We start from the raw sequence: 16,341 nt of genomic DNA, 5'->3' as shown, positions 1-16,341 counted from the left end.
CCTCCCCCCCCCCCGCCCCCGAGCAGCGCTTCGCCGATGGCGCGTACAACGGACCGCTTCGGTTCAGCCCAGATGGTCCGGCGCCCCGCAGCCGAGCGCGGGCAAGCGCGACCACGGGCCCGCTACACCCGCATGGCCACCCACCCCGCTCCGGAAGAGCCCACCCACGCGAAACCGGTCCCGACGCGGGATCAGTCGCGCACCGAGTTCTCGTGCACGTACTCCACAAGCGCGGTGAGCGTCCCCGGATCGGTGTTCGGCAGCACCCCGTGCCCCAGGTTGAAGATGTGCCCCTCGGCGGCCCGCCCCTCGGCCAGCACCTGACCGGCCTTGGCGCACATGGTCTCGTGCGGCGCGAACAACACGGCCGGGTCGAGGTTGCCCTGCACCGCCTTGCCCGGCCCCACGCGCCGCGCGGCCTCGTCCAGCGGGACGCGCCAGTCGACGCCGACCACATCCGCGCCCGCCTCGCCCATGAGGCCGAGGAGTTCGCCGGTGCCGACCCCGAAGTGGATGCGCGGGATCCCGTAGCCGGCGACCGACGCGAGCACCTTCGCACTGGCCGGCATCACCGACGTCCGGTAGTCGGCCGCCGACAGGGCGCCCGCCCAGGAGTCGAACAACTGGACCGCCGACGCGCCCGCCTCGATCTGCACCGCGAGGAACTGCGACGTGATGTCCGCGAGCCGGTCGAGCAGAGCCGCCCACAGCTCGGGCTCGCCGTACATCATCGCCTTCGTGAACTCGTGGTTCTTCGACGGCCCGCCCTCCACGAGGTAGCTGGCCAGGGTGAACGGCGCTCCCGCGAAACCGATGAGCGGCGTTCCACCCAGTTCGCCGGTCAACTGCCGTACCGCCTCGGCGACGTACGGCACGTCGTCCGGCGTGAGGTCGCGCAGTTGCGCCAGGTCGGCCGCGCTGCGGATCGGGTGCGCGACGACCGGGCCGACCCCCGGCTTGATGTCGAGGTCGACGCCGATGGCCTTGAGCGGCACGACGATGTCGCTGAAGAAGATGGCCGCGTCGACCTTGTGGCGGCGGACCGGCTGCAGCGTGATCTCGGTGATCAGGTCCGGCATCATGCACGAATCGAGCATGGCGACGCCCTCGCGCACCTTGCGGTACTCGGGCAGCGAGCGGCCGGCCTGGCGCATGAACCACACCGGGGTGTGCGGCACCGTCTCGCGGCGGCAGGCCCGCAGGAACGCCGAGTCGCGGACGTCGGCGGAGGAGCTGGGGGCCGTGGTAGGCGTGTCAGTCACATGGCCCATCCTCGCAGACCTCCGAATGCATCCTGCGCCTCCCGGCGGTCGGGCCCGCGCGCCTCCTCGGCCGACCGCGGCCCCGCACATACGCTGCCGGGCATGTCAGCAGTCGGCGAAACGGAGGAGCCCGCGGAGTTCCGCCGCGCGGTGGAGCAAATGCGGGCCGCGGCGCTGCGCCCCGAGATCGAGCTCACGGACATGCCGCGCCCACGCAACCTGGCCCCATTCTCGGCCGCGTTCTCGGCCGAAGTGGTGGTCGAGGACGAGGAGTTGGGCGGCGGGCGGATCGTGTTGCTGCACGATCCCGACGGCCATGAGGCATGGGAGGGCGTGTTCCGGCTCGTCACCATGTCGCGCGCGGAGTTGGAGCCGGAGATGGCCACCGACCCGCTGCTGCCCGAGGTCGGGTGGACGTGGCTGACCGAGGCCCTGCACACGCACGGCGCGGCGTACACCGCGCCCAGCGGCACGGTCACGCGCGCGACGTCGCAGGGCTTCGGCGGTCTGCAAGGGCAGATCGCGCGGACCGAGATCGAGATCCGCGCGTCGTGGACGCCGGTCGGCGGCGACCTGGCCCCCCATATGCAGGCGTGGCTCGATCTGTTGTGCACGTGCTCGGGCCTGCCACCGCTGCCGCCCACCGGCCGCCGCGGCGGGGAGGGCGGGGTGGTTCCGATGCCGTCCCGCTCGGCGCCGCGCGACCGCTGAGAACGACGGCGCGCTGTTGCGGACCCGCCGGGGCGGTGAATTCCTGCGTTGCCGAGCAGGCCCGCACAAATTGCCCTAAACGGATTTGGATCTTCTTCTAAAGGCCGGGCGCGGATCTGCCGAAGGACACAGTGACCACCCCGATGGAGCAAGCGTAAGAAGTTGCTTCTTTACGGGAATCACGATCACTGCGCAGGAGGCCCGGTGTCGGTACTTCTCGATCACCCCGCAAACCTGCTCGCCTACCGTTCGTCCAAGCCCACGGCAATGGTCGTCGTCGGGGACCCTCGGGTCCGTGACGCGGTCATCCGCCATCTGTGGGCTCTCGGGGTGCGCGACGTCGTCGGGACGTCGACCATCGCCGAGGCTCGATCCCGTGCCGGCACGCCGCGTGACCTTTGCATCGCGGACGTGCACTTGCCCGACGGTTCCGGCCTGGCCCTGCTCACTGAGATGCGGGCCTGTGGCTGGCCGAACGGTCTGGCGCTTTCCGCCGCCGACGACATCGGTGCCGTACGCTCCGCGCTTGCCGCGGGCGTACGGGGCTATGTCGTGACGGGCGCGCGGGCGGGATTGACTCCGGGACACGCGCGGCAGGCGAGCATGACGGGTATGGCGGGTATGGCGGGTATGTCGTCAGCCCCACGAATCCGCCCCGACCACCACGGGACCGATCCCACGTCGGGCTGCCGCGAGCTCTCCGCCCGCGAGATCGAGGTGCTGCGGCTGGTTGCCGAAGGCCGTTCCAACAAGGCGATCGGGCAGGCGATGGGGCTGTCCGCGCTGACGGTGAAGAGCCACCTGGCCCGCATTGCCCGCAAGATGGGCACGGGCGACCGGGCCGGCATGGTGGCGCTCGCCCTGCGCGCGGGAATCATCAACTGATGACCGGGCGGCCCGGTTCTACCGCTCGACAGACACCCCCGTAGGCCATCAAATCGGACACACGTGCCGAGTCCCCGGCAGGCGGCGTCATCGCCTGCCGGGGACTCGGCGTATTTTGTAGAGGTGACCGACGCTTTCGAACAAACCGTTTCCGAACAGTCGGCGCCGGTCCCTTTGCTGGCACCTCGCGAGGGCGTCCCGCCGGTGGTGGCGGATGCCGACTCCCTCGCCGAGACGGTTGCGGCCTTCGCCTCGGGCGACGGTCCCGTGGCCGTGGACGCCGAACGGGCGTCGGGTTACCGGTACGGGCAGCGGGCCTACCTGATCCAGTTGCGCCGCGCGGGGGCCGGCACAGCCCTGATCGACCCGATCGCCTGTCCGGACCTGTCCGGGCTGGGGGACGCACTCGCCGACGCCGAATGGGTTCTGCACGCGGCGTCGCAAGATCTGCCGTGCCTCGCCGAAGTGGGCATGGTGCCGCGCCGGATCTTCGACACCGAGCTTGCCGCGCGGCTCGCGGCGTACCCGCGCGTGGGCCTGGGCGCCATGGTCGAGACCGTGCTCGGATACTCGCTGGAGAAGGGCCATTCGGCGGTCGACTGGTCGACCCGCCCGCTCCCCGAGCCGTGGCTGCGCTACGCGGCGCTCGACGTGGAGGTGTTGGTCGAGCTTCGCGACCGTCTCGAAGAGGTGCTGACCGAGCAGGACAAGCTCGCGTGGGCCCTGGAGGAGTTCGCCGCGATCGTCGCGGCCCCGCCGACGCCGCCGCGGGTCGACCCGTGGCGGCGTACGTCCGGCCTGCACCGGGTGCGCCGGCGCCGCCAGCTTGCGATCGTGCGCGCGCTGTGGGAGACCCGCGACAAGATCGCCCGGACCAAGGACGTGTCACCCGGTCGGGTGATCCCGGACGCGGCGATCATCGAGGCCGCGCTGGCCGGCCCCGGATCGGTGTCCGCGTTGATGGCGCTGCCGGGCTTCACCGGCCGGGACAGCCGCCGCCAGGCGAGCGCGTGGCTGGCTGCGATCACGGCCGGACGCGCGGTTCCGGAGGACCAGTTGCCGCCGGCGACTCTCGTTCAGGAAGGTCCGCCGCCCGCCCGTGCCTGGGGCGACAAGGATCCGGCGGCCGCGGAGCGCCTGACGGCCGCGAAGACTGCGGTCGCCGCAATCGCCGACGAGCACGGTCTGCCGACCGAGAACCTGCTGGCCCCGGACACCGTGCGGCGTCTCGCCTGGGCACCCCCGTCGGTGCCCTCCGCCGATGCGGTGGCCGACGTGCTGCGGGCCCAGGGCGCACGCGAATGGCAGATCCGGCTCACCGCGCCCGCCCTCTCGGGCGCCTTCCTCCGCATCGCCGCCCACTCCACTCGAAACGGCACGCCACCCGCGCGATAACGCGTTTGGGGAGGTTTCTTTATCGCTTTAACGCGCAACATTACGGCGGCCGCAAAGTGCGATAACGCGGCTTGCCCGGACGGCCGGTGACGCCGCAGCGCGATATTTCGCCTACTCTCCGGCGTTCCGCGGGCGGCTTTCCAAACATTTGACGCCATCTGTGTGCCACAGCACCACTTCGCGCATTGACGCTGTCGCAGGCCAAGTGCTTTGGTGAGCCTTGCCTACTTTCCTCCTGATTGTTTTCCGTGCAACCGCGCGGCGCTGTTCGCATGCCTTAGGAGATCTGCCCGTGTTCGCCAACTACCTGATAGGCCTGCGTGAGGGCCTTGAGGCTGCTCTGGTCGTCAGCATTCTCGTGGCCTACCTGGTCAAGACCGGCCGCACGGACAAGCTGGCGCCCGTGTGGGGCGGGGTGGCCGTGGCGGTGGTGCTCAGCCTCGGGTTCGGGGCGCTGTTGGAGTTCACATCGGCGGAGATGACGTTCGAGCAGCAGGAGCTTTTCGGGGGTTCGCTGTCGATCCTCGCCGTGGCCCTGGTGACCTGGATGGTCTTCTGGATGCGTCGCACGGCGCGGCACCTGAAGGCCGAGTTGCACGGCAAGCTGGACGCCGCGATCGCGATGGGCACGGGCGCGCTGGTGCTGACCGCGTTCCTGTCGGTGGGCCGCGAGGGCCTGGAGACGGCCCTGTTCGTCTGGACGGCGGTGCGCGCGACCGACGACGGGAGCGACCCGCTGATCGGCGTCGCCCTGGGGATCGTGTCGGCGGTCATCCTGGCGTACTTCTTCTACAGGGGCGCGGTGCGCATCAACCTCGCCAAGTTCTTCACGTGGACCGGCGGTGCGCTGATCGTGGTCGCCGCAGGTGTGCTCGCGTACGGTGTCCACGACCTTCAGGAGGCCGACTTCGTGCCGGGTCTGAACAACCGTGCGTTCGACGTCTCCGAGACCATCGAGCCGGGCAGTTGGTACGGCACGCTGCTCAAGGGCATTTTCAACTTCCAGCCGAACCCGACGGTCGCGCAGTGCGTGGTGTGGGCGGCGTACCTCGTGCCGGTGATGGCGGTCTTCCTGTTCCATCGGCCGAAGCCCAAGTCCGCGCCGACGGTTGCCGGGCAGCAGGACGCCGTGCAGGCGTAGGACCGCCGAGCGGGCGGCGGACGACGTGGGATCGGGCGGGCCCTTCCGTGAGGAACGGCCCGCCCGATGGTTGTGGTTCTTGGTCCGCGGAATTCAGCCGAAGAGTGTCCGGCCCCAGTAGTCGTCCGGACCGCGCACGCCCGGCGGACAGGCGAAGAGCGCCGAACCGACGTGCTGGATGTACTCGTTGAGCGAGTCCTGCGATGCCAGTTTCTGCTGCAACGGGATGAAACCGTGCCTCGGGTCGCGCTGGTAGGCGATGAAGAACAGGCCCGCGTCGAGGCGGCCGAGGCCGTCGGAGCCGTCGACGAACGAGTAGCCGCGGCGCAGGATCGTCACTCCGTCGTTGCTGTCGGGGTGCGACAGCCGCACGTGCGCGTTGTCCTTGAGCGCCTTCAGCGGCACGTCGTCGTGCTCGCCGCTCGCCCCGATCGGCGCGCCTTCGTTCTTGTCCCGGCCGATGATGTCCTCCTGCTCACCGAGCGGGGTGCGGTCCCACGTCTCGATGTGCATGCGGATGCGCCGGGCGACGAGGTACGAGCCGCCGTCCATCCAGTCCGAGCCGTCTTCGGCACGCGCCCACACATGCCGGTCCAGCCGCTCGGTCTCGGTGCCCGCGATGTTGCGCGTCCCGTCCTTGAAGCCGAAGAGGTTGCGCGGAGTCTGCGCGTCCGGCGTCGTCGACGAGGTCTTCCCGAACCCGAGCTGGGACCAGCGCACCGCGACCGTGCCGAACCCGATGCGCGCGAGGTTGCGTATCGCGTGCACCGCGACCTGCGGGTCGTCCGCGCACGCCTGGACGCAGATGTCGCCGCCCGAGCGCGCGGGGTCGAGGTTGTCCGCCGGAAAGGGCGGCAGGTCGGCCAGCGCGACGGGACGTCTGGCCGCGATACCGAAGCGGTCCTTGTTGTCCTTGACGAACAAGGTCGGCCCGAACCCGATGGTGAGTGTCAGGTTCGCCGCCGGCAGGCCGAGTGCCTCGCCGGTGTCGTCCGGCGGCGCCTCGGCGATGCCGCCGACGGCGCCCAGTCCCACGGGCTGACCCTGCGTCATGGCCCGTGCGGCGGCGGTCCATTGCTGTAGGAGCCTGACGAGCTTGGCGCGATCGTCCGTGGTGACGTCGAAGGCGACGAAGTGCAGGCGGTCCTGGACGGGTGTCGCGATGCCGGCCTGGTGCGCGCCCTCGAACGGAACCGCGTGGGTGGTGACGCGCGTACCGGTGTCCTTTTCGGACGTGGTGACCGCGGCGGCGACTCCGCCCGCGGCGCCCGCGCCGACGGCCAGCGCGCCGCCGGTCCAGCCGATCAGCGCGCGGCGGCTCACCCCGGAGCGCTCGGCGGACGCGGGCGGCGGTGTGGCGTCGGTGCATCCCACCGCCGCCTCGGCTTCGGGTGCCTCTTCCTGTGCCTCTTCCGCGCGGCCGGGCTTGTTTTCGGTCATCGCGATCTCCTTCGCCGGTGCAGTGGTGCGCAGGCCGTCACGCGACGACGGCGGCCAGCTTGGACAACGGCTCGGCGAGCGCGTTGACGGCGTCGGACAGTTCCTTGCGCTGCTGGTCGCCGACCGTGTCGTACGAGACGTAGCCGTCGCCCTGCCGGTACTTCGCGAGCAGCGCGTCGATCGCGGCGAACTCCGCCGTCAGGGTCCCGTCCAGGGCCGGGTCCTTCTCCGCCACGACGGGCCTCAGCAGCTCGAACGCCTTCTTCGCGCCGGCGACGTTGCCGTCGAAGTCGACGAGGTCGGTGTGGCTGAACGCCTCCTCCTCGCCGGTGACCTTGCCCGTCGCGACCTCGTCGAGCAGTTCCTTCGCGCCGTTGGCGATCGAGGTGGGGGTGATCTCGGCGGTGCCGACCTTGGCCTGGAGGTCCTTGTAGTCGACGAGGAGCCGGTCGGCGTACGTGTGGTCGTCCGGGGTGATCTGCCCGGTCGTCCACAGGGTCTTCTCCAGGCGGTGCCAGCCGGTGAACTCCTGGCCCGGCTCAAGATCGGCCTCTCGGGCGTCCATCTTCGGGTCGAGGTCGCCGAAGCTCTCGGCGACCGGCTCGATGCTCTCCCAGCCGTGGCGGGATTTGGCGTAGAGCTCCTTGGCCTTGGCGGTGTCGCCGGCCTTGACCGCGGCGACGAACTGCTCCAGCACCGGCAGTGACGAGTCGACTCGTTCCTGGACGAACGCGCGGTAGTCCGCGACGGCCTTGGCCAGGCGCGGATCGAGCGGCTTCTCCTCGGCCTTGCCCGCGACCGTGACCGCCTGGCGGATGCCGTCGCCCTTCATTCCGGGCTTGCACGCCACTTCGTACTGCCCGGGCTTGATCTCGAAGGTGATCTCCACGGAGAGGCCCGGACCGATGTTCTCCCGCTCGGTGATGATGCGGTCGCCTTGGGCGTAGACGTAGACCTCGGTGACCTGGCTGCCCTTGTTCGTGATCTTCAGGGTGTTCTTGCCCTCGCTCCAGTCGGTCTTGGCGACCTCGCACTTCTTGTCCGTCGCGGTGACCTTGACGGCGTCGCCGCCGGCGTCGCTGCTGCACGCGACCAGGGCGGGAACGCCCAGTACAGCGGTCCCGACTATGGCGGCGAGCGTACGGCGGGCGGCAGGCATGGGGACTCCAGCGTGGCTTGGAACGGGACGTTATTTGCGAAGGAAGAGGGGAAGTAAGGGGAGGCTAAGTGAGCGAAGGCTTCGCTGATTTTGGCATTCATCCGCAAAAAGCCGGTCAGGATGTCGCAAAGATCGGGCAACATCGCCAATACGCACCCAAACACTTACTCAACGCAATCCAGAGGCACCCCGGGGACACCGCCGCGTGCCTGGAGGCCCACGGGCGCACCGCGGCGTACCGTCGGTAACACCCCCTAGGCGTACTTATTACTCATGAGTAGCATGGGTGCGTAACCCTTCCACGAGGAGTGCTGCCACTGTGTCTCGCCACCCCAGGGACGTCGTCTTCGTCGACGGTGTCCGAACCCCCTTCGGCAAGGCCGGCCCCAAGGGCATGTACCACGAGACCCGCGCCGACGACCTGGTCATCGCCTGTATCCGGGAGCTGCTGCGCCGCAATCCACAACTGCCCGGGGACAAGGTCGACGAGGTCGCGATCGCGGCCACCACGCAGATCGGCGACCAGGGCCTGACGATCGGCCGTACGGCGGCGCTGCTGTCCGGGCTGCCGAAGTCGGTGCCCGGCTACGCGGTCGACCGTATGTGCGCCGGCGCGATGACCGCGGTGACCAATGTCGCGGGCGGCATCGCACTGGGCGCGCTCGACATCGCCATCGCGGGCGGCGTCGAACACATGGGCCGCCACCCGATGGGCGAGCAGGCCGATCCGAACCCGCGCATCGTCGCCGAGAAGCTGGTCGACCCGTCCGCGCTCATCATGGGCTCGACGGCGGAGAACATCCACGACCGGTTCCCGCAGCTCACCAAGGAGCGCGCCGACGCGTATGCGGTCGGCAGCCAGGAGAAGGCCGCCAAGGCGTACGCGGACGGGGTGATCCAGCAGGACCTCGTGCCCGTCGCGGTCCGCTCGCAGGAGCAGGGCTTCGGTCTCGCCACGGATGACGAACAGCCGCGCCCGGGAACGACGTTGGAGGGCCTTGCGGGACTCAAGACACCGTTCCGGGTGCGGGGCCGCGTCACCGCCGGCAATTCGGCGGGCCTCAACGACGGCGCCACTGCGGCGATCATCGCGTCCGAGGAGACCGCGCGCGAGCTCGGGCTGCCGGTCAAGATGCGCCTCGTGCAGTACGCGTTCGCCGGAGTCGAGCCGGAGGTCATGGGCATCGGGCCGGTGCCGGCGACCGAGAAGGCGCTGGAGCGCGCGGGCCTGACGATCGACGACATCGGGCTTTTCGAGCTGAACGAGGCGTTCGCCGTCCAGGTGCTGTCGTTCCTGGACCACTACGGCATCGCCGACGACGATCCGCGCGTCAACAAGTACGGCGGCGCGATCGCGTACGGCCACCCGCTCGCGTCGTCGGGCGTGCGGCTGATGACGCAGCTCGCCCGGCAGTTCGAGGACCACCCCGAGGTCCGCTACGGCCTGACGTCGATGTGCATCGGCCTGGGCATGGGCGGAACGGTCATCTGGGAGAACCCCCACTGGGAGGGCGAGAAGTGACGGACCTCAAGCAGCTCGCCCGGGACGTGTTCCCGGACGAACTTGTCACCCGATTCCCGGTGCGGCTTGTCGACCTGCCTTACGGGGCAGGCAAGTTCGCGCTGATCACCATGGACAACGGGCAGGACCACACCAAGCCCACGACATTCGGGCCCGCCGGGCTCGCCGAACTCGGCGCGGCACTCGACCAGGTGGAGCAGCTTGCCGCGTCCGGCGCGATCGTCGCCGCGGGTGTGACGGGCAAGCCGTTCATCTTCGCGGTCGGCGCGGACCTGAAGGGCGTCGGCGTCATCCGGAACCGCGAGCAGGCCCTCGCGATCGGGCAGGCCGGGCACGCGGCGTTCGGGCGGCTGCGGTCGCTGCCGGTGCCGACGTTCGGGTTCTACAACGGCGCCGCGATGGGCGGTGGCGTCGAGATCGGCCTCGCGTGCACCTACCGCACGATCTCGTCGGCGGTGCCCGCGTTCTCGCTGCCGGAGTGCTTCCTCGGGCTGGTTCCGGGTTGGGGCGGCTGCACGTTGCTGCCGAACCTGATCGGGCCGGAGAAGGCGGTCTCGGTGGTCATCGGGAACGCACTCGACCAGAACAAACAGCTGAACGGCGTCAAGGCGTACGAACTCGGCATCGCCGACGTGCTGTTGGACCCGGCGGACTTCCTCGCCGAGTCGCTGCGCTGGGCCGCGCGCGTGGTGACGGGCGAAGTCACTGTCGAGCGCACCGACTTCGACCGCGGCGAGGGCTGGGACAAGGCCGTCGCGCAGGGCCGGGCGATCGCCGACGCGAAGGTGCACGGCGCATCCCCGGCGCCGTACCGGGCGCTCGACATCATCGACGCGGCCCGCAGCGGCGACGTCGAGGCCGGGTTCGCACTGGAGGACGAAGCGCTCGCCGACCTCATCATGGGCGACGAACTGCGTTCGGGGCTCTACGCGTTCGACCTGGTGCAGAAGCGGGCCAAGCGTCCGGCGGGTGCGCCGGACCGGTCGCTGGCGCGGCCCGTCACCAAGGTCGGCGTCGTCGGCGCGGGCCTGATGGCCTCCCAGCTCGCGCTGTTGTTCGCGCGGCGCCTCGAAGTCCCGGTCGTTCTCACCGACATCGACCAGGAGCGCGTCGACAAGGGCGTGGGTTACGTCCGCGACGAGATCGACAAGCTGCTCGCCAGGAAGCGTCTCAGCCCGGATGCGGCGAACCGCTACAAGGCGCTGGTCTCCGGCTCGCTGTCCAAAGAGGCGTTCGCGGACGCGGACTTCGTCATCGAGGCCGTCTTCGAGGAGATGTCGGTCAAGCAGCAGGTGTTCGCCGAGGTCGAGGCCGTCGTCTCGGCAGAATGCGTGCTGGCGACCAACACGTCCTCGCTGTCGGTCACCGAGATGGCGTCGAAGCTCGCGCACCCCGAACGCGTCGTCGGCTTCCACTTCTTCAACCCGGTCGCGGTGCTGCCGCTGTTGGAGGTGGTGCGTGCCGAGCAGACCGACGACGCTTCGCTGGCAACGGCGTTCGGCGTCGCCAAGCAGTTGCGGAAGACGGCGGTGCTGGCCCAGGACGCCCCGGCGTTCGTGGTCAACCGGATCCTGACCCGGTTCCTGGGCGAGGTGCTCGCGGCGGTCGACGAGGGCACGCCGATCGACGTCGCCGACAAGGCGCTCGAACCGCTCGGCCTGCCGATGTCGCCGATGGTGCTGCTCGAACTGGTCGGCCCGGCCATCGCGGCGCACGTGTCCGAGACCCTGCACACCGCGTTCCCCGACCGGTTCGGCGTCTCGGCGAACCTGGAGCGCGTGGTCAGCGCCGGCAAGCGGTCGTTCCTGACCTGGGAGTCGGGTGCCCCTGAGGTCGATCCCGAGGTGGCCGCGCTGCTGGAGGTCGGCTCGTCGCCGCTCACCTCCGAGCAGGTCCGCGAGCGGGCGCTCGCGGCACTCGCGCAGGAGATCCGGCTCATGCTCGACGAGGGTGTGGTGCAGGCGGCGCAGGACATCGACCTGTGCATGATCACCGGTGCGGCGTGGCCGTTCCACCTGGGCGGGATCACGCCGTACCTCGACCGGGCGGGGGTGTCGGAGAAGGTGACCGGCAAGCGGTTCCTCGACCCGGGTGTGGCGTCGGTGCCGCGCTGAAGCCCGCGTGCGGCCCGTCCCCCTCGAAACGCGGGCCGCACGCTCCCCGAGCCGCCGTTCGCGGGCCGCCCCCTCCCCGCGAACGGCGGCCTCTTTGCGGGGCGGGAGCCGTCGGCTCCGGGCCCTCGGCGTCATCGCCGTCATGCACCTCCCTCACCCGGCGCGCCGGCGAGCGGGAGACCGCAGGTGGCGTCGACCGTGCCGCGCGAACAGCCCCCACCGCGGTGCCGGTGAGGCTCAGCCTGCGGACCACCGGCCCGAAGACCGTGTGCGCGGCGAACTCCTCCTTTGGGCCTGAACCGATGCGGGCGCGGGCGCTGTCACCTGACAGGCCGTCACCTGCCATTTGACATGGTCAAACGGGCGTTGACACGCTCAGCGCATGTCCGAGCCGTCCCCTGATCGGACCGGCTCCGGCCGGCCACGTTTCCTCGCCGGACGCCGACCCCGCAACCGGCCCGGCACCCCCCTTCGGTTCGCCGCCCCACGCCTGCCCCCGCACGTGTGGGCGGTGATCGCGGCCGTCTCCCTGCTCGCCTACCTCGCCTTGGCGATGACCCGTCCCGCCCAGATGTGGTGGCTCGGCGACCTGCGCGTCTACCACGCCGGAGGCACCGCCGCCCTGGACGGTGGGCAGGACCTCTACGAGCAAACCGTCGGCGCGGCGCGCCTGCCGTTCACGTACACGCCTTGGGCCGCACTGGGTTTCGGCCCGTTCTCGCTGCTGCCGCTCGGGCTGGCCAAGCCACTCGGTGTCGTCGCGAACCTCCTGCTCCTGTACTTCGCCGCGTACCTCGCCTGGGGCCTGGCCGGCGTCGCGTCGCCGCGGACCCGGCACCCGGCCTCGGCGGTGACCGCCGGCGTCCTGCTGTGGACCGAACCGGTCCAGGAGACCTTGCGGTTCGGCCAGATCAACCTGCTCATCATGTGCCTGGTCCTGTACGACTTCTCCCGGCCGCCGGGCGACCGTCGTGTGGGCGTGGGCATCGGCATCGCCGCCGGCATCAAGCTCACCCCCGCCTGCTTCGTCCTCTACCTGCTCGCGACCGGCCGCATCCGCGAAACGCTCACCGCCCTGGGCACGTTCACAGCCACGGTCGCGATCGGCCTGGCGCTGCTGCCCGAGGCGTCCATGCGCTACTGGGGAGACCTGCTTTTCCTCGACACATCGCGTGTCGGGCCGTTCGAGTGGCCCGGCAACCAGTCGCTGCGCGGCGCCCTCGCTCGCGTGCTGAGCGACCCCGAACCCTCGGTGGCCGTCTGGCTGCCGCTCACCGCGGCCGTCGCTCTCGTCGGCATCGCGTCAGCGGCCGTGCTCCAGCGCCGCGCCGCCTCCGGGCTTGACGAACGCTCCCGCAGCCAAGGCGAGTTGGCCGGGCTGTGCACGACTGCGCTGACCGGTCTGCTGATTGCGCCGATAACGTGGTCGCACCACTGGGTGTGGATCGTGCCGGGCACGGTGCTACTGGTGAGCGCCGGCCGCAACGTGCGCTCACCCTGGTGGCGGCGTCCCGCGCTGCTCGCGGGGGCGTGCGTACTGCCCGCCGTCATGCTGGCGCCTCCGGCACACCGCGTCGAACTGCCGAAAGCCGTCCCCACCGGGATCATCTGGCGCGTGCCCTACCGGGCCGGCCGAGAACTCCACCTCGCGTTTCCCGACCTGTTGCTCGCCAATGCGTACGTTCTCTGGGGGCTGCTGATGTTGCTGGTGTGTGCGGTGCTGTCTGTGCGCGTTCGCCGATGAAAGCGCCACCGGCCGTCTGCTCACCGTCATCCGGCTGAGGCGAGTTCCGCGCGGGACACCCGACGCCGAAGGCACCGCGCGGTTCGCGAATTGCCGGAAGGGGCGGGCATCGAGACACTCCCGAGCCGATCCGGTCGCCGCCCGCGCGGAAGTCTTGCGGCGGAATCGCACGGACCAGGCGGTACGGTCGCCTGAGGTTCCCCGAAGGAGGTCGCGATGGCCCTTGATCCGAGCAAGAAGGTGCGCTGGGCGGGCGCGGGGTGGGGTGCCGCCCGGGTCGCACTGGGCGTCGTGGCGATCACCGCGCCCCCGCTGGTATCGCGCCCCTGGATCGGCCGCGACTCCGACACGGCCGGGGCCACCGTCTTCGCACGGGCACTGGGCGTACGCGACATCGCCCTGGGCGCGGGCACCGCCGCGAGCGCCCTCACCGGCCGCGGCTTCACCGGTTGGGCCCTCGCCTCGGCCGCCGCCGACGTCGGCGACACCCTCGTCACCCGCCACCACTGGCCCGAACTCCCGCGCACGCGCGTCGTGATCGCCACCCTGGCGGGCGCGTCGGCCGCCGCGGGAACGGCCCTGGCCGCCGCCGAGGCGCTGAGCCGTCGGGTCACGCCACCCGCCACTGCCCGGACGGCTCGTTGTAGCCGCCTTCGAACTCGGCCTTGACGACCTTTGCGCTAGTGGGGATCTCGTAGGTCACGAAGCCCAGGCGGGAGTCACCGGGCGGAATCTGCACCGATGTCGGGAACTCGACGCCCACGGCACGTGCGCCGAAGGAGAGTTCGAAGACCTGGCCCTGCTCGTCGATCAGCTTTGTGGAGAACGCCGGCACCGCGTCGACGATGACCGTCCCGGTGTTGGTGACCCGCCATTGCAGTGCGACCAGGCGGTTGCCGGGGTCGGGTGTGGAGTACGTGTCCCTGGGCTGCGCCGGGTCGACCACCAGAACCAGCGTCACATCGAACTTCTGGCCGTCCCTGCCCGTCAGCGCGATCTTGTCGCCGACGTTCGCTGACGCGCCCGGCGTACGCGCCGTAGGCGAATCAGACGCGGCCTCTTCCTGCGAGGCGGTCGCCCGAGACGACGGCGACTCCGAAGCCTCGGCGGTCTCCTTCGCGGTCTCCTTCGCCGAATCCTTGGACGGCGACTGTGACGCACACCGTTTCTTCCACTCCCCCACCGGAATCTTCGGATCGTCGCAGTCCATCGCCGCCGCGTCGGTCGTCCTGGCCGCGGAGTCCACCACCTCCTTGGCACCGTCGCTGCACGCCCCCAGCCCCCCGACGACGAACAACACCCCCGCAACACCCGTCATTCCACGACGAATCAGCATCATGCTCCCCCCGGCCGCCTGCTTCGGACGCGACATAATCCCAGACGCCCCAAGAACACTCCAACAACAACCGGGGCACGTCGGCCGCCGGCTCGCATACCAGCGTGTCCGGCTACGTCTCCTCCTCGGCCCTGGCCCCGAACGAAGCCCTTCCCCCACGAGTTCGAAACTTCCAGGGTGCGGGGCCAAGCCGCCCGCCGGACCTGCAACCGAGCGGCGGAGGGGGATGTGCGGTGGGGCGTTGTCATCGCCGATACCGTCGGCTGCCCGACTCCGCGAGCACCTCATCGTTCCGGAACACCAAAACACCGAGGGCGTAGTTGCCCACCGAGGCAGCCTCATGTGCCAGGTCGAGGCACCGCTGCATCATTTTCCACGAGCACGTCGGCCATGTGCGCGGTTTTTGTCATAGATGATCGTTGCCGAAAGACCATGGGACCCCGCCAGGAGTTGCAAATCAGACGGCTGCCAGGGAAACGATTTCATGGATATCACAGATACGGACATCCGTGGCTTCGGATGCCCTCTCCACCCACAGATCACCATCGTTTTCTATGATCCAGTAGTCATTTTTCCTTATATCGATACATCGGACGGTCACTAAGCCGTGAAACTCTTGCGCCAGCGCATCGACTTCACTTCGCACGCGGCCCACTTCGGCTTCACTCAACACGAACTCTTGCTGCTCGGCAGCCCGGCCTCGCGGCACCACGGGAATAAAACTCACTTTCCACGCCCCGACGCGGCGTGCGAAATCCACCATGGCGCGTAGTTCCGCCGATTGTTGCCGGGTAACGACAGTGTTGACCGATACACGCACTCCGGCGTCGATGGCCCGGGACATGTTCGCGACGACCCGGTCGAACGACCGTACGCGCAGCACTTCATCGTTGCCGGAGTCCGGGCGGTGCACGCTGAATTTCAATTCGCCGCCCACCCGCGCACACGTCTCGATCAGCTCGGGGCGTACGAGCAGGCCGTTGGTGATGACCACCGGCTTCAATCCGGCCGCCGCCGCTCCGCTCACGATGCGCGGAAGGTCCCGCCGCACGGTGGGCTCCCCGCCGGAGAACTTCAGCGAGCGCACGCCACGCGACGCCAAGCCCTTGGAAACCGCTCGGAGCTGCTCCTCCGACAGCTCTGCGCGGCTCGTATCCGGCGCCTGGCAGAAGGCACACGCGGCGTTGCAACGGCGGGTGAGCCGTACACATATGGACTTAGGGAACTCCGTGCTGCGGATATCCATCGACTGCCTCACTCGGTGAACTCAACTCCAGCATGTTCAGCACATGCGACATGTGCTCGGCGAAAATCTGTGAATCCCGCAACGGGGTATTGACGCGGCCTGGATCGGGCGCGGGGTTCGGCAGGTCCGTGCCCTAGAAGACAATCACACCGTGCGGCAGGCGCTCGGCGTCGTGCCTGTTGGTCTCGATATTTAGCCGCAGCACCGGGCTGGCCAGGACCCAGCGCTGTGTGGGCTCGATGATGCGGGTGATTTCCGGGTCGTACAGGCTGCTGCGGCCGACCGGCAACTCTACCCACAAGCACGGCAGATAAAAGCGGAGTTGCGATCCGCAGTGCGCGCGCCTGCCAATCCCCCATCGCACCCCCCGGCTGCACCGCTACCCG

13 protein-coding genes and 2 pseudogenes are annotated in these 16,341 nt (G+C 69.7%); 9 read left to right on the top strand and 6 right to left on the bottom strand.

What is annotated here, in order from left to right; genetic code table 11:
• Positions 1-191 precede the first annotated feature (191 nt).
• Complete coding sequence (hemE, locus tag ACRX5W_RS15235; protein ID WP_436788659.1) at positions 192-1,271, bottom strand: uroporphyrinogen decarboxylase; 1,080 nt, start codon at positions 1,269-1,271, stop codon at positions 192-194.
• 93 nt (positions 1,272-1,364) lie between these two features.
• Between hemE and ACRX5W_RS15230 the strand changes: the two genes are divergently transcribed.
• The 5 genes and pseudogenes from ACRX5W_RS15230 (at position 1,365) to efeU (ending at position 5,394) form a co-directional block, all read left to right on the top strand.
• Positions 1,365-1,973, top strand: a complete 609-nt coding sequence (locus ACRX5W_RS15230; protein ID WP_436788658.1) for a DUF3000 domain-containing protein — start codon at positions 1,365-1,367, stop codon at positions 1,971-1,973.
• A gap of 204 nt (positions 1,974-2,177) precedes the next feature.
• Positions 2,178-2,541, top strand: a pseudogene (locus tag ACRX5W_RS15225) (response regulator); the annotation flags it as partial.
• A gap of 116 nt (positions 2,542-2,657) precedes the next feature.
• Positions 2,658-2,858: pseudogene (locus ACRX5W_RS15220) on the top strand (response regulator transcription factor); the annotation flags it as partial.
• 123 nt (positions 2,859-2,981) lie between these two features.
• Complete coding sequence (locus ACRX5W_RS15215; protein ID WP_436788657.1) at positions 2,982-4,253, top strand: ribonuclease D; 1,272 nt, start codon at positions 2,982-2,984, stop codon at positions 4,251-4,253.
• Between the two features lie 292 nt (positions 4,254-4,545).
• Positions 4,546-5,394 (top strand): iron uptake transporter permease EfeU, encoded by an 849-nt coding sequence (gene efeU, locus ACRX5W_RS15210; protein ID WP_436788656.1) that lies wholly within the window; start codon positions 4,546-4,548, stop codon positions 5,392-5,394.
• 93 nt (positions 5,395-5,487) lie between these two features.
• Here the strand turns inward: efeU and efeB are convergent, their stop codons facing one another.
• Together efeB and efeO are read right to left on the bottom strand one after the other, a co-directional pair.
• Positions 5,488-6,834 carry an iron uptake transporter deferrochelatase/peroxidase subunit gene (efeB, locus tag ACRX5W_RS15205; RefSeq protein WP_436788655.1) on the bottom strand — a complete coding sequence of 449 codons (1,347 nt, stop codon included), beginning with the start codon at positions 6,832-6,834 and terminating at the stop codon, positions 5,488-5,490.
• Positions 6,835-6,871: 37 nt separating this feature from the next.
• Positions 6,872-7,993, bottom strand: a complete 1,122-nt coding sequence (gene efeO, locus ACRX5W_RS15200) for an iron uptake system protein EfeO (RefSeq protein WP_436788654.1) — start codon at positions 7,991-7,993, stop codon at positions 6,872-6,874.
• 319 nt (positions 7,994-8,312) lie between these two features.
• Between efeO and ACRX5W_RS15195 the strand changes: the two genes are divergently transcribed.
• From ACRX5W_RS15195 to ACRX5W_RS15180, 4 genes are all read left to right on the top strand, one after another.
• Complete coding sequence (locus tag ACRX5W_RS15195) at positions 8,313-9,515, top strand: thiolase family protein (RefSeq protein ID WP_436788653.1); 1,203 nt, start codon at positions 8,313-8,315, stop codon at positions 9,513-9,515.
• Positions 9,512-11,629, top strand: a complete 2,118-nt coding sequence (locus ACRX5W_RS15190; RefSeq protein WP_436788652.1) for a 3-hydroxyacyl-CoA dehydrogenase NAD-binding domain-containing protein — start codon at positions 9,512-9,514, stop codon at positions 11,627-11,629. Before ACRX5W_RS15195 ends, ACRX5W_RS15190 begins: the two co-directional genes overlap by 4 nt.
• A 382-nt stretch (positions 11,630-12,011) precedes the next feature.
• Positions 12,012-13,373, top strand: coding sequence for a glycosyltransferase 87 family protein (locus tag ACRX5W_RS15185; RefSeq protein ID WP_436788651.1), 1,362 nt, complete (start codon positions 12,012-12,014; stop codon positions 13,371-13,373).
• A gap of 216 nt (positions 13,374-13,589) precedes the next feature.
• Positions 13,590-14,042 (top strand): hypothetical protein, encoded by a 453-nt coding sequence (locus ACRX5W_RS15180; RefSeq protein ID WP_436788650.1) that lies wholly within the window; start codon positions 13,590-13,592, stop codon positions 14,040-14,042.
• On the opposite strand, the gene ACRX5W_RS15175 is transcribed toward ACRX5W_RS15180, so the two are convergent.
• The 3 genes from ACRX5W_RS15175 to ACRX5W_RS15165 form a co-directional block, all read right to left on the bottom strand.
• On the bottom strand, positions 13,984-14,709 hold the full coding sequence (locus ACRX5W_RS15175; RefSeq protein ID WP_436788649.1) for a DUF4352 domain-containing protein: 726 nt from the start codon (positions 14,707-14,709) through the stop codon (positions 13,984-13,986). The genes ACRX5W_RS15180 and ACRX5W_RS15175 overlap by 59 nt on opposite strands.
• Before the next feature lie 457 nt (positions 14,710-15,166).
• Positions 15,167-15,955, bottom strand: a complete 789-nt coding sequence (locus ACRX5W_RS15170) for a radical SAM protein (RefSeq protein ID WP_436788648.1) — start codon at positions 15,953-15,955, stop codon at positions 15,167-15,169.
• 133 nt (positions 15,956-16,088) lie between these two features.
• Complete coding sequence (locus tag ACRX5W_RS15165; protein WP_436788647.1) at positions 16,089-16,256, bottom strand: hypothetical protein; 168 nt, start codon at positions 16,254-16,256, stop codon at positions 16,089-16,091.
• Between the last annotated feature and the right edge of the window lie 85 nt (positions 16,257-16,341).

Origin of the sequence: Yinghuangia sp. YIM S10712 (genome assembly GCF_051388935.1) — a bacterium.
Lineage (GTDB): Bacteria > Actinomycetota > Actinomycetes > Streptomycetales > Streptomycetaceae > Yinghuangia.
The sequence above is the reverse complement of the archived record's forward strand: the minus strand, read 5'-3'. Positions and strand labels throughout refer to the sequence as shown.

What these genes read in the sequence shown, in the direction of transcription:
- hemE (WP_436788659.1), bottom strand. Translation starts at nt 1,271, where the DNA reads ATGGGCCATGTGACTGACACGCCTACCACGGCCCCCAGCTCCTCCGCC.
- ACRX5W_RS15230 (WP_436788658.1), top strand. Translation starts at nt 1,365, where the DNA reads ATGTCAGCAGTCGGCGAAACGGAGGAGCCCGCGGAGTTCCGCCGCGCG.
- efeB (WP_436788655.1), bottom strand. Translation starts at nt 6,834, where the DNA reads ATGACCGAAAACAAGCCCGGCCGCGCGGAAGAGGCACAGGAAGAGGCA.
- efeO (WP_436788654.1), bottom strand. Translation starts at nt 7,993, where the DNA reads ATGCCTGCCGCCCGCCGTACGCTCGCCGCCATAGTCGGGACCGCTGTA.
- ACRX5W_RS15185 (WP_436788651.1), top strand. Translation starts at nt 12,012, where the DNA reads ATGTCCGAGCCGTCCCCTGATCGGACCGGCTCCGGCCGGCCACGTTTC.
- ACRX5W_RS15180 (WP_436788650.1), top strand. Translation starts at nt 13,590, where the DNA reads ATGGCCCTTGATCCGAGCAAGAAGGTGCGCTGGGCGGGCGCGGGGTGG.
- ACRX5W_RS15175 (WP_436788649.1), bottom strand. Translation starts at nt 14,709, where the DNA reads ATGCTGATTCGTCGTGGAATGACGGGTGTTGCGGGGGTGTTGTTCGTC.
- ACRX5W_RS15170 (WP_436788648.1), bottom strand. Translation starts at nt 15,955, where the DNA reads ATGGATATCCGCAGCACGGAGTTCCCTAAGTCCATATGTGTACGGCTC.